Consider the following 13,906-nt stretch of genomic DNA (forward strand, 5'->3'; position numbering starts at 1 on the left):
TGTAATTTTATTATTTCCCAAAAATGTGAGGTGTATTCCTTATTTTTTGATGATTTATTTACAGCTGCCTAACTCTTCTAATTAAATCAATTTAGATATTTTATCTCTTTTAAATTCAGCGTCTGTTTTACTCCTCTTTTCTGGAATATGAATCATTTTATCAGTAAAATAATTTACACAGATTTAATGATATAATAACCACTGTTACTAGCTACAGAATTGTTTATTAGAAGTATTTTTGCACGCTGAAAAAACAGGTGCTATGGACAATAATACTTTTTTAAAATTCTTTACTGACTTTAATTTCAAGGAAACTTTTACAGCTGGAATGATCCTTTTTGCGGTTATCGATATCATAGGCAGTATTCCTATTATTGTAGATCTACGACGTAAGGTAGGTCATGTACAAAGTGAAAAAGCTTCTATAGTTGCGGGTATTCTCATGATCGTATTTATGTTTGTAGGAGAAAGCATGTTGGGCCTTATAGGCATAGATGTAAACTCGTTTGCGGTTGCTGGAGCTTTTATTATTTTCTTTATTGCCCTAGAAATGATTTTAGGAATTCAACTGTACAAAGATGATGCTCCCGAAACTGCGGCTATCATTCCTATTGCTTTTCCACTTATTGCGGGAGCAGGAACTCTTACTTCTGTACTTTCTTTAAGATCTGAATATGCCGCGATTAATATCATCATTGCCATTATCTTCAACATTGTTTTTGTTTATATCGTATTAAAAAACTCTGGACGTTTAGAGAAACTATTTGGTAAACAAGGAATTAATGTGATTAGGAAAATATTTGGAGTTATTTTACTAGCTATTGCCGTAAAGTTATTTACTTCCAACATTAAGGAATTGTTTTAGAAAGAAAAAAATACAGGTGACGCTTTCTTTACTCTTGGACTACCTGCAAGCAAAAACGCTAAGAACGGGTAGATGTAATAATAGGACTCAAAGACATCAGGATTACTTTTTAAAAAGAGGTGTGAAAATTAGTCGTGCCCGACTAAAATAAAAGAGTTCTATCGCTAAAAAGCAAAGGTGAAAGATTTTATCATACCAACAAGACACCCATTTAATTTGATCTGAAGGATTCAACTTAATAGCAGGTGCTTGGTGGTTCTTTATTACCAATCAATTGGGCCATTTTTAACTGGCTTATACAGAATGGAACCTATCCTTATCTAAAGTTTAGACAAGCCAGCTGAACACCAATAAAACAGACGCATTTAAAATAATTTTATAATTTCTATTTTTTGAAAATATTGTTTTAAAAACAAGATTTCTTTAACTTCATATGAGTTTAAAATCTATAAATTGCAGGATATATTATTTGTACTTGTTTTCATCTCATACCAATTTTAATTTACTGTAAAAAAATGATCTCCGATACAGATTTTTATACGACGTATAAAAAATCACTATCTAATTACGGTTTTTTATTGCGCTGAAATAGAAAGGAAAAAGCATTGTTTTATTCCCGTAAATACAAATTATAAATGGTACAATTCCGATTATTATTATTATTATGAAATACGCATTTTACATTATCGCAGTTCTAGCTTTTGCCAGCATTGTTTTTAATATATTTAAGTTGGACTTTAATCACATACTTCGAGGAGACAGCCAAATTGCGGCCATCAGCATTATTGCAGCATTGTGCGTGGTTATTCTAATGGGCATCATGGTCGTTTCTAAAAAGATCAACGAGAAATATGGGGATCATTAAATGCAGCTGAAATTCAACCCATCTGTAATTAGTTATGATTTAAAATACGTCTAGTAATTTGTTTCTGTTTCGTCCTTATTGCAAATCAGAAATAAAACAATATTTGTAGCTAAGCATGGAATAATTTATAATTGGTTTGCCCCTTTTACTGCTTAAATTATTATCACATCATTGGAAGCTACAAATGGGACTCTTTGTAGAGTTAAGCAAACTTTCAAATCATTTTGCCTTACTCAACGCTACTAATTTCTTAATCATCACGTCTTCTTTATTCAACAATTTTACTTTAAGTTCTGTATTAAATAACTGCTCTGCCATAGAAGATTTAATGATTAAAGCGATCTCACGTCTATAACCTGGCAATTTCATACTGGTTTTATCCAGTTCTGCATATTGTATAAATTCTTTCATTATTTTTTCTGATACTTCATAGCTCCCTATGAAATCTGATTGAGACATGAATCTCATAGCACTTCCCTCTTCTTGCAGGAATTTATTCACAAACAAATCTGCAAAACCTGTTCTTCCAAAGTACTCCAGAGTTTGCAAGATATAGCCATCCGGACTAGGGACAAAAACATCTGGAATAATCCCGCCACCGCCATAGACTGTCTTTCCACCAGGCGTGACTCTTTTGAGAGAATCGTTCACCTCAATATTATCTTCACTTTGTAACTCACCATTATTATAGCGATCTATGTATTCCTTAAAATAATCTTCATTACCATTGTCATAAGGTCTTTGAATACTTCTACCAGTAGGCGTATAGTATCTAGCAATCGTTAATCGTACAGCACTGCCGTCGCCCAGTTTTATTTCTTGCTGTACCAATCCTTTACCAAAGCTTCTGCGACCAATAATCGTACCCGTATCGTTGTCCTGCAAAGCACCAGCAACTACCTCACTGGCACTGGCACTATTTTCATTTATAAGTATAAACACATCACTATTTTCATAAGAGCCACGATCTGTAGCATAGCTGTCTTTGCGTTTATTATTTCTATCTTTTTGAAAAAGAATAAGCGTATCATCTTCTAGAAATTCGTCTGCTATTTCTATTGCTGCACTTAAAATACCACCAGGATTATCTCTTAAGTCTAAGGCTATTTGTGTCGCACCGGCTCTCTTTAGACTTTTAATCGCTTTTTTAAACTCGGCTTCGGTGGTTTCAGAAAATCGATTAATTTTTATATACCCTAGTTTAGGGGTCAATAGGTACGCCGCATCGATACTTATAATAGCTACATTACCTCTAGTTACCGGAATGTTTATCACCTCTTCATTTCCAGGCCTTAAAATTCCCAAAACCACTTCAGTACCTTCTTCTCCTTTAAGTGCATTTGTAGAAACTGCATTTAAACCGAACAGCGGTTTCCCATCTGCATATAAAATCTTGTCACCTCCTTTAATTCCAGCCTTATCGCTAGGACCATTTTCTATAGATCGCAATACCGATATAGAGTCTTGATTTACAAAAAAGCGAACTCCGATACCTACAAAGTCACCTCGCAAACTATTTTCCAAATCTTCTGCTTGGTCACTAGAAATGTAAACTGAATGTGGATCTAGATTTTGCATGATCTCGTTTACCGTTGCATCTACTATACTATCCGTATTAATTTTATCTACATAACGCTGGTCGATAAGATCTATCAATCTGTTAAGTTTGCGTTTTTTGGCACCACTGTTAGAGAACACATAGTCGTTACCTATAGTATTTTCATTGAGAACACTTCCCAACCATATGCCTAAGGCAAAGAAAACCCCTAAAAACAATGGATAGTATACATAGCTTTTTTTCATGAATCGATCTGTTCTATTTGTTCTATAACAACACCTGCTTTCTCTAGAAACTGCAACCCACTGTCATCTTTATAGCCTTCTATATAGACGACACGTTTTATACCACTTTGATGTATCAATTTACTACAATCTTTACAAGGAGACATGGTAATGTATAACGTTGCATCACGGCAACTTTGAGTGGATCCCGCCACTTTTAATATGGCATTTGCCTCTGCGTGGAGCACATACCATTTGGTATAGCCTTTGTCATCTTCACAAAAGTTTTCAAAGCCGCTAGGCGTTCCATTGTATCCATCACTTATGATCATGCGATCCCTTACGATAAGAGCCCCTACCTGGCGTCTCTGGCAATGGGAAAGCTTTGCCCATTCTACAGCCATTCTTAAATAGGCGACATCATATCTATGTTGTTTTTCTTTTTTCACTTATCAGTATCAATTGAAGAAACACGCTGGTTTTGGTGCTTGTTTTCTGCTATTTAGTTCCTACGGTATACCTACTAGTTGCTATTTATAAATAACACCTCTTGAAGTGCTGAAGAATCTTATTATTGTCTCGCTTTCGCGAAAGCGAGATAAAAGAAACCCAACCTTAAAAAATCCATCTTACCATCAATAATGGCAGGACCATTCCTAAAATTATAGCAGATATTATTTGCACCCATTCCTTTTTATTAAAACGAAATAGTCCCGTAAAAATAAAATTAAATAAGAGCACTACAAATATAACAAGTAATTGCCCCAATTCTATTCCTAATGCAAATTCTAGAAGCATCAACAGCTTACTTTGTGCTCCCGCTGCGAGCATTTCAAAACCGCTTCCAAATCCAAAACCATGAATCAAACCAAAAAAAAGCGCTACCATTATGGTCATCCAGTTGTGGTTATCACGATGGCGATTTCCCGCTGTAAAAATATTATAAATTGCGGCAATAGCGATAGTAACAACTATCAAAAACTCTATATAAAAAGTGCTAAAAGTTAGCTTACCATAAATCACAAACAGCAATGATACTATATGTCCTGCAGTAAAGGAAAGGCTTAAACCTATAAGCCTTTTCCAGCTTTTGAAGAGAAAAGGAACCGCTATAAGTATAAAAAAGAGCAAATGGTCGTAGGCACCTATATTAAAATTCATGACGTGATTAAAACCTTCGGTCACGTATAAAATAAAATCATCCATTAGAACAGTAGTATTAGAGTAATATCAAAAATAAGGTTTAGAAATAGAGAATGAACATACATTTCAGTGAATTCCTCATAAAAATACTGTATACGGGTTCCATTACTTTTCACTCTTGTTTATAGGATCGACAAACTGCAAGGAAATATAAGAATCTATACCTCTAATAATAAGAATAATAACTAGTCGTGCTAACAAGAACGAAGGAAATAAATTACATAACGCACTCATTTAAAATCAGTTGTAATTACTATGTTTTGTATGAATAAGAATTGATATTTCATGAAGGAAAAAAACACTCCCCTATGAGCTTATAAAAAGTTGGTGTCTTTTATATTTATAGATATTTTTACCTCCCTTATAATTAGACAGATTGATTGATAGATGTAGATTGACAGATAAATCCCCCATATTTTTATTATTCCTTTTTCTGTTGCTCTTTTGCGATCAGCATGCAATAGCTCAAGAACAAGCTTTAGATATGGAAGAAAAGTACATGGATTCCTTATTATCGCTTTCTTACGATCTTGGGACCACAGGACAATATAAAGAAGCTTTTGAGCTTAATATAAAAACCTTGCAAATTGCATTAAATAAAGAAAATGATAACTATACAGGCATAGCTTACGGATATTTAGGATACGACCTTTTGGAACAAGGCGACACCATTGAAGCGATTAAAAAATTTAAACTGGCTCATAAATATGCCTTGCTAGCAGATGACCCAAAACTGATAGCACATACCTATTCAGATCTTGCCACCGTATACTACAATAGGCCGAAAATGAAATCTTTAAGTAGGTTATATACCGATAAGGCAGTCAAAACCTTTAAAGATGTTAAAGACACATTAGCCTTGCAACACTTATATTATAATTATGCTTATGCCCTAGGTGCGAATCATGAGTACGAAGAAATGAAAACTGTTTTAGATGATCTTAACGGCGCCATGTTTATTGATTATACAAACCACATATATCGCGCTATCATAGATAACCTTTCGGCAGAATATCACCTTCATCATGAGAACTACAGAATGGCAGACTCATTACTATTAAGTGTCATAGAGCTTAGTAAAAAAACAAGATTAAGTGGTGAACTTGAAATAGCTTATGAAGCTTATTCTAAAAGTCTCGCTGCTCAAGGAATTCATGAAAAAGCTTTTGAATACCGATTGAAATACGAAAAAGTACGAAATTTAAACCTTAAAGAAAAAAATGCTATAACCAAAAATAGAATAGCTGCAACGTTCCAGATTAACGAGTTCAAAAAAAACCTAGAACGTTCTGAGGTAGAAAATGTGCTACAAGAAAAGAAGATTTACAATAAGACGCTGTTTAACTATGCCCTTACTGCATTATCTATTATTGCCCTTTTAGGGTTTTACTTTAATTTTAACCTTTCTAGAAACAGAAAACAGCTCAATAGAGCTCTTAAGGAAAAGAACAAACTATATCTAGAAGAAAAAACTAAAGCAGAAAAACTAGCGCGTGTAAAAAGTGATTTTTTCAGTACGGTAAGTCATGAGTTACGCACACCTCTTTATGGCGTCATAGGTTTGAGCAATATTTTATTAGATAATAATAAAGACCCCTCCGTAACAGAAGACTTAAATTCATTAAAGTTCTCTGCAGACTATCTTCTGGCATTGATTAATGATGTATTACAAATTAATAAAATTGATTCAAATAAAATTGACGATGAGCAAATAGATTTTAATCTGGATCAATTGATACATAAGATCGTGTCGACTTTTGAATACATGCGCAGGCAAAACAAGAATGAAATTGAAACACACTTGCCACCTGACCTTCCTGAACTGATTCATGGAAATGCGACGAGATTGTCACAAATTCTTATGAATTTAATAGGCAACGCAAGTAAATTTACTGAAAACGGCGTCATACATATAAGCGTGGTCATTAAAAACGTTCGGGAAAATAAAATCACCTTAGGCTTTTCTATTAAAGATAACGGAGAAGGAATTGCTATAAGTAAACAAAATCAAATATTTGAAGAATTTGAACAAGGTGATTCTCTTAGTTATAATTATCAAGGAACTGGTCTAGGACTGCCCATCGTAAAAAGATTATTAACCTTATCAAATTCTCACATACACTTAGACACACAGGTAGGTAAAGGGTCTAATTTCACTTTTGATCTTGAGTATGATAAGGTTGCTTTTGACCCGCTTAATAATCACGCTTCTCAAAAACCATTGCTGTTAGAAACTAGTATCTTACATGGGAAACACATCCTTATTGCTGAAGATAACCGCATCAACCAGATGGTAACTAAAAAAATCCTTGAAAAGGATGGGGTTATTTGCACTGTGGTAGAAAATGGTAGAGACGCTGTAGCCGCCTCTAAAGTAGGTGGTTACGACCTCATTTTAATGGACGTTAACATGCCTATAATGAGCGGTATTGATGCCACAAAAATCATAAGACTAAATTGTAATATTCCCATTATTGCCCTTACTGCTGTTGAAATAGAAGAAATGAGACAAAGTATTCTGGACTCTGGCATGAATGACATAATCATTAAACCTTATGATGTAAATGCTTTTAAACGTGTTATTATCAAAAATATTCTTGATTATCAAAAGACAACGTCCTATCTAGAAAACTAACGCCACTCATCTCCTTTTACCCGGGTAGCTGCGATAATAACATCCATTCTAGAAATTTGACCTATTAACCGACCCGCACTAGTTACTGGAAAACGCCTGTGACCCGTTTTTAAAAATCTAGAGGCTGCTTCAAAAACATCTACTTCTTGATCTATAGTTTCTACTAGTAAGGACATATAATCACGCACCAATCTATTACCTACTGGCATGTTATGATAACTGCTATCGCTTATCACGTTCATTAAATCTGAATCGCTTATAATTCCTACAAGGTTGTTGTTATCATCTACAACTGGACCACCCGTAATTCTTTGCCTGAGCAGTATTTCCATAACCTCTGTAATTCCTTGATTTGGGGAAAAAGTTATCAATTTGCGAGTCATAAAATCCTTTACCTGAAATTTTTGAGGAGTGTTTTTAGAAATTTCCTGACGCTTACCCATAAAGTTTTTGATTCCCATAACAGCTTTTTTTTAATTGATACATATATTCCTTAAGAATTAGTTCTTAATCTAAAAGGTTCCTCTCCATAAAACGCAAGGCTTTTTGCTTGTGCCTTCCGTCTACATACCTCGGGGCAAAATGGAAAATAAGAAATAGTATAAGCTTATTGTTACCTTTAAATTCTTAAAATTTTTTTATAAAAACCCTTATTTAATGAAAATATAGGGCTTTTTATGGAATTATCACAATTTATTTGTCAAAACACCTGTTAAAAACTATTAAAATTACTAGGAGAACCTAGCTCATGCCGTACCTTTAAAAGGAACGCCAAATAGAATTTTAAGCGTTCCACAATTAGCTTTTAAAGCCTATAATTATTACTTACCTAGAATGAATCGGTCAATAATAATATAAACACTAAAACAACTATGGAAACCACCAGAGAAGGGGCAAAAAAAATAGCACATGACTCAACGGTACAGGCATTGAACCAACTATTAGAAAAAAATTATGATGCAGAAAACGGTTATAAAAATGCACTAATCGAAACAAAAAGTGCGCAGCTTAAACCTTATTTCACCAAACAAGCTGCTCGCAGAAGTCGAAATGCTAACGAACTTTACAAGGCCATCAGAAATCTTAATGCGACACCTGTAGAAAAAGGAAGTGCGAAAGCTGCTGTCCATAGAACATGGTTGGATTTAAAAACAGCTATTGTAGGCAAAAATGATGAAAGCATTCTAAAAGAATGTACTAGAGGCGATATAGCTGCTGTAAATGAGTATGAAAAAGTATTAAATGATCCGGAATACCTACTCGATAGTAAAGGCATTATACGCAAACAGCTGCATAGCATTCAACAAACTCTGAAAACTATCAAAAAATTAAAAGATATCGTGGATTAGCGGTCTGGTTCCACTTTCTTTGATAAAAAGACTCATTGATTTTTTATTGACATAATATTAACTTTTTGTTTTCTACCTTCTCCCCATAAATGTTTAAGTTTAGTCTAAATTTCTATTTATTTTACTGAGATAGATTTGAGATCCAACCCATTACATATGAAACAACTATACACTATTTGCTATGTAAGTAAGGCTTCAACAGCTCTTACTAATTCTCAAATAGAAGATTTGTTTGAATACACTGCAGCATGGAATAATAAACACGGTGTCAGTGGTATATTATTACATTCTATTGGGAACTTCTTTCAAGTTTTAGAAGGCACAGAAAAAGTCTTACTTTCTTTATTTACACGAATTAAAGAAGACTCTAGACATGGTGAACTATATGAAATTTTCAATAAGCGTACCTCCCATCCTGTTTTTGAGAACTACAAATCCACTTTTGATATAGTAAAAACTAACGGTGATTTGAAAATGCTCATTACTTATCTCAACCAGGATAATTCTAACAGCACCAATCTCAAATTAAAAAGACTACTCAAACCTTTTGATATACTTGGGGACTTTTAAAAGAATACACCCCAAAAACAAGTCGATTTTCGACCTTTTGAGTCATTCATAGAGCTAGCATTTTAAATAATAGCCGTTATTAAGATTAAAAGTTGTGCCTCAATTAAAAACTCCAAACCTTCAATAAAAACTACATCCATGGAGTCTTTGTATCTCTTTTAGTTATTTAAAGCCCTTTTGAAGCATCCCTTTTTTACAACCGCTGGTAACTGTTTTATTTTTAAACTTAAGCCACAATTAAATTTAAGGCAGCTATTTAAAATAAAAAAAATAGGTGTTTCTTTACATGCTTTGTTTCAAGGAATTGCAAAAAGATGGCAAAGAGCAATGTTTTTATTGAAATAATAAACGATACAATAGGTTATAGTACTGCCAAATAGGGCCTTTTTATTTTCAATTACCTTTATCATTTCATGGAACTGAGATTGGAACTCTTCCTACCTTTTCAAGTTCAGAAAATAGGTCTAACAAGATAAAAATCTTATATATTTATTTAAATAATGGGAATATCACCTTAGTTGATACATGTAAATTATCAAAACAGAAGCCCAATTCTGTCCGGCAGTTTACCACTATTTTTAAACCAAAACTAAGCACGAACTATAAATAGAAGTTAGAAGATCACCATTCTCAATTTTCATTTTAAACAGTTCTTATTATTTGTTTGAAAAGCAAGCTTCATCCGTCTTGTTATTGAAAATGGAGCCAACGTTACAATGACTTATCCTAAATAGGAAGAAGCTCCAAAAGGAAGATATATATATGGAAATTAAAACAAACCAAGTGATTCAATAGTTACTTTTTTTGGTTGCTGTTCTGCTTTTTCGAAAGCGGTCATATGACTTTCTTCTTTTTTTATATAAACAGTACGCGTGGGGTAAGCAAGCACTATTCCAGCAGCATCAAATCGTTCTTTTATGCTCTCATTTACGTCTAACCTGAGTTGAAAAGAATCCAGAAAATCTTTACTCCATGCCCAAGCTCTTATGGTAAGAGTAGAGTCATTGATCTTAGTCAAGGCTGTTTTTACCATAGGCAAGCCATCCTTTAATTCAATCTCTGAGCGGTCGTCAATAATTAGTGGGTGATTTTCACAGACTTCCTGCATAATTTGTTTGGCTTGTTTCACATTGCTGTCATACGAGATACCCATTTCTATATGTTCACAACATTTGCGGTCGCCTAAGTCAAAATTGATCAGCTTTTCCTTATTCATGATAGAATTAGGAATAACGATCATTTTATTTTCAAAATTACGTATCACGGTATGCCGCAGTGTAATATCAGCTACGATTCCTACCATCCCATCAGATAATCTTATAATATCGCCGGTTTTAAAGGGTTTAAACGTAATAATAAATAGGCCTCCTATAATGTTTGAAAGTGCTTCTTGAGATGCGATACCTGCCACTATAGCGATAATACCAGCACCTCCTAATGCCGTTTGTGCGACACCTCGTAAGGATGGAAAAATAAGCAAGCCGAATAAGGTTCCCATAAAATAAATAGCAAATATGGACACATAACGCAAAAACTTATAACTAGTAGGGTCTTCTTGATTTAAAATTTTCCTTTTTACGCTTTGTTTGAACCACATATTAACACTAGCGGCAGTGACTATGGTACTGACCGCTACCATACCTAAATAAAAAACAAGTTTAAAGTTATCGATAATTAAGGGGTCTTGATCTCGTTCAACAAATAAAGAACTTAAACAGATAATTCCCAACACTACCCATAGTGCATTAAGAACACGTTTCACAAGGTTAATAGAAGTAGGCTTATCCTCTGGAAATCTTTGATATTCCTTTTTAACAAACCACTTATGCAATTGGTTCGTTAAGAAACGCAATAACAACACTGAAGCAGTTACCGTTATAATCCAAGTTACTTGGAGGTTGTAGGCATTAAAAATATCTTGAATCATATAGCGTTGTCCCAAACTAGGGATTTAAAAGGATGGTCAAAACAAAAAGAGCAAATTCCCTTACCCAATGCATTGTTTAATACGTCTCTATGCTATTCAAAAAAAGCAATCGATAAGCACATGATTCGTGACGCACCTACTTTACTGACTCGTAACGTTCTGAAACTAACCTCAAACAATAACCAATCTGTTAAAACATTAGGTAAGTTACAAATTTACACAACTGATATCTATAAAGTAAAATTATAAATCTCGCTTTTGGCTTTTTTTCATAATACTACCATTGAATAATCTTATGAACACTGCGCCCATAAACTTGCTTTTCTTCGTGAAGACTTTTAAGATATGCATGCCGAACTACCTAAAATTGTTATCTAACCTATTTTATTTCTTAATTTGCGCCGGCGCGCTTTTTTTTATTACAGATAGCAGCTATAAGCTTTTACTGCATCGCATGATTACATTGGTCGTTCAGTTTTTTAGTTATCAATGTTCTAAAAAAACAATAGCCGTTAAAAGCAGTGCTGTTTTCAAACATTTCATCCTAGCAGGCTATTTGATTTTAAGAAAGCTGCTCACTAATGGAGGATCCTTTACTTAAAATCTCTATCTACATGTATGACACATGCCTGATTAAAAAATAATACATCATGACTAATTCGTTGTAAAAAATTAATGAACTTCTAACAGCAATAAAATAAACATATTAGATCAGGATGTAAACATTAAAAACAAAGGATGAGTAGCGTTTTATACAGCAGTTATAGGGTCACAATATTCATTAACTTTGATTTATTAAGATAAAAATCTTCTTTAAACTCAAAACTCACGCTATGAACTTCTCTTACTGGGAAATTAAGTCTTGGCTTACCAACGTAGATTTTACGATCGTTGGCAGCGGTATTGTAGGTCTTACTTGTGGCTTAGAACTACGAAAAAGGTTTCCGAAAGCTAAAATTTTAATTCTAGAAAAGGGTGTTTTACCTCAAGGCGCAAGCACTAAAAATGCTGGCTTTGCTTGTTTTGGGAGTTTAAGTGAGCTTATAGATGATCTGCAAAATCACAGTCCAAAAGAGGTGTTGCAACTAGTAAAACAGCGCCTCGAAGGTTTGCAATTGTTGCGTTCCACATTAGGAGATAGGGCTATAGATTACCAACAATTAGGAGGCTATGAGCTTTTTTTAAAATCAGATGAAGAGCTGTATGCCACTTGTAAAAGTAATAGAGATGCTGTCAATAAATTATTACACCCCGTTTTTAATGCTCCCGTATTTGCATTAAAGGAAAATAGCTTTCATTTTAAAAAAATTAAAGACAATTACAGCTTTAACCCTTTTGAAGGTCAGATTGATACCGGTAAAATGATGACAGCGCTACTACAGCTGGTGTTGAAGAAGAATATAAAAATTTTAAATAACATCAGTGTTAAGGACATTTCTGAAACCGCCTCTCATGCAAAAATCAAAACCAATCTCTTTGAAATGGATACATCAAAAGTATTTGTAGCGACCAATGGTTTTGCTTCCCAACTTTTAAATGAAAACGTCCAACCAGCTAGAGCGCAGGTACTAATCACCAAACCCATAGAAAACTTATCTATTAAAGGGACCTTTCATCTGGATAAAGGCTACTATTATTTTAGAAATATTGATAATAGGATCTTATTAGGTGGTGGTAGAAATTTGGATTTTAAAGGAGAAGAGACAACAGACTTGAATCAAAGTACACTTATACAAAATAAGCTAGAAGAACTATTAAGAACCATTATTTTACCCAATACTCCTTTAGAAATAGACCACCGATGGTCTGGCATTATGGGAATAGGAAATACTAAAAACCCTGTTGTAAAACAGCTTGGTAATCACATGTTTTGCGGCGTGCGATTAGGTGGTATGGGCGTTGCTATAGGTAGTTTAATAGGAAAAGATCTAGCAGGTCTTTTAGATTGAAAAATAAAGCCAAAAAACTTCTTTAATAAGAAGAAACATCACGGTACTTCCGTTCCACAAAAAAAGGAAGGCCGTGAATGACTTTCCTTTTTATGATGATCATTCTCTTTGCTAATTGCGTACAACGCAAGCGCACCGGTCCCACCAGCGGTATCACCTTGTGCATCTTCTTTTAAAAATTTTGGAATTCCTATACCTTGAAAAGCTGCTCGCATCCCTCATTCACTATAGGATTCTTATAGAAACGGTAAATTTCCTCCAACCGATTTAAAAAACGTGCTAACAACTCATGGGAATCGTACTAATATCAAACTCTTGTGTGTCATGAGTTTCCTTTTTTTAGTCACTTTTAGTTGTAAAAACCGCCTTAAAATATAAATAGGAACGATATTCTTCGGGTTGGAGCTTATTAGTTTTAGTGAGTTATACCTTCACTGCCTGTTCTTCAATAGGAGCAAGAGTAATGTTAGGTGAATAAAACCTCAATTAGGATGAAGCAAATCTCTTATCAGTATCTGGTCATTTGATGGTTTCAAATTGACCCTTAGAGCCCATACGAATCTCCAGATAAGATATTCTATAGGTTTCTATGTCCTTGACGTTGTTACTTAAGTAAAGAGTTTGAGCCATTTTTTTAGTGTCTTCAAAAACAAGGCGTTTTGGAAAAATCATTAAATTTACAAGAGCAAAGGAATTGACAAAAAAAATAATCGACAAAACGACCGTGAATAGCAACCTCATTTTAGTGCCTATCTGAGGAT

At 34.0% G+C, this 13,906-nt stretch carries 12 protein-coding genes; 6 read left to right on the forward strand and 6 right to left on the reverse strand.

The genetic code is table 11. From position 1 onward, the window contains the following. Positions 1-262: 262 nt before the first annotated feature. Positions 263-865, forward strand: a complete 603-nt coding sequence (locus ACJAT0_RS00560; protein WP_415180078.1) for a MarC family protein — start codon at positions 263-265, stop codon at positions 863-865. 664 nt (positions 866-1,529) lie between these two features. Then, entirely contained in the window at positions 1,530-1,730 is a 201-nt protein-coding gene (locus ACJAT0_RS00565) for a hypothetical protein (protein WP_374002518.1), read from the forward strand. Positions 1,731-1,949: 219 nt separating this feature from the next. Here ACJAT0_RS00565 and ACJAT0_RS00570 read toward each other — a convergent pair whose 3' ends face one another. From ACJAT0_RS00570 to ACJAT0_RS00580, 3 genes are all read right to left on the reverse strand, one after another. Beyond that, entirely contained in the window at positions 1,950-3,533 is a 1,584-nt protein-coding gene (locus tag ACJAT0_RS00570; protein ID WP_415180079.1) for a S41 family peptidase, read from the reverse strand. Further along, on the reverse strand, positions 3,530-3,961 hold the full coding sequence (locus ACJAT0_RS00575; protein WP_415180080.1) for a deoxycytidylate deaminase: 432 nt from the start codon (positions 3,959-3,961) through the stop codon (positions 3,530-3,532). The genes ACJAT0_RS00570 and ACJAT0_RS00575 overlap by 4 nt, the downstream gene beginning before the upstream one ends. 166 nt (positions 3,962-4,127) lie before the next feature. Then, on the reverse strand, positions 4,128-4,718 hold the full coding sequence (locus ACJAT0_RS00580; RefSeq protein ID WP_415180081.1) for a HupE/UreJ family protein: 591 nt from the start codon (positions 4,716-4,718) through the stop codon (positions 4,128-4,130). A gap of 481 nt (positions 4,719-5,199) precedes the next feature. Here ACJAT0_RS00580 and ACJAT0_RS00585 point away from each other — a divergent pair, with 481 nt between their 5' ends. Continuing rightward, the gene (locus ACJAT0_RS00585; RefSeq protein WP_415180082.1) at positions 5,200-7,350 is read left to right on the forward strand and encodes a response regulator; all 2,151 of its coding nucleotides are present in this window, start codon (positions 5,200-5,202) and stop codon (positions 7,348-7,350) included. Here the strand turns inward: ACJAT0_RS00585 and ACJAT0_RS00590 are convergent. After that, the gene (locus ACJAT0_RS00590) at positions 7,347-7,811 is read right to left on the reverse strand and encodes a CBS domain-containing protein (RefSeq protein WP_415180083.1); all 465 of its coding nucleotides are present in this window, start codon (positions 7,809-7,811) and stop codon (positions 7,347-7,349) included. The genes ACJAT0_RS00585 and ACJAT0_RS00590 overlap by 4 nt on opposite strands. 411 nt (positions 7,812-8,222) lie before the next feature. Between ACJAT0_RS00590 and ACJAT0_RS00595 the strand changes: the two genes are divergently transcribed. Beyond that, positions 8,223-8,699 carry a ferritin-like domain-containing protein gene (locus ACJAT0_RS00595; RefSeq protein ID WP_415180084.1) on the forward strand — a complete coding sequence of 159 codons (477 nt, stop codon included), beginning with the start codon at positions 8,223-8,225 and terminating at the stop codon, positions 8,697-8,699. Positions 8,700-8,855: 156 nt separating this feature from the next. Next, entirely contained in the window at positions 8,856-9,269 is a 414-nt protein-coding gene (locus ACJAT0_RS00600; protein ID WP_415180085.1) for a BLUF domain-containing protein, read from the forward strand. Between the two features lie 769 nt (positions 9,270-10,038). Here ACJAT0_RS00600 and ACJAT0_RS00605 read toward each other — a convergent pair. Continuing rightward, positions 10,039-11,211 (reverse strand): mechanosensitive ion channel family protein, encoded by a 1,173-nt coding sequence (locus ACJAT0_RS00605; RefSeq protein WP_415180086.1) that lies wholly within the window; start codon positions 11,209-11,211, stop codon positions 10,039-10,041. 818 nt (positions 11,212-12,029) lie between these two features. Between ACJAT0_RS00605 and ACJAT0_RS00610 the strand changes: the two genes are divergently transcribed. Beyond that, positions 12,030-13,145 (forward strand): NAD(P)/FAD-dependent oxidoreductase, encoded by a 1,116-nt coding sequence (locus tag ACJAT0_RS00610; RefSeq protein WP_415180087.1) that lies wholly within the window; start codon positions 12,030-12,032, stop codon positions 13,143-13,145. 38 nt (positions 13,146-13,183) lie between these two features. Here the strand turns inward: ACJAT0_RS00610 and ACJAT0_RS00615 are convergent, their stop codons facing one another. After that, positions 13,184-13,360, reverse strand: a complete 177-nt coding sequence (locus tag ACJAT0_RS00615) for a hypothetical protein (RefSeq protein WP_415180088.1) — start codon at positions 13,358-13,360, stop codon at positions 13,184-13,186. Positions 13,361-13,906: the final 546 nt, after the last annotated feature.

The organism is Nonlabens sp., assembly GCF_047636915.1.
Taxonomy (GTDB): Bacteria; Bacteroidota; Bacteroidia; order Flavobacteriales; family Flavobacteriaceae; genus Nonlabens.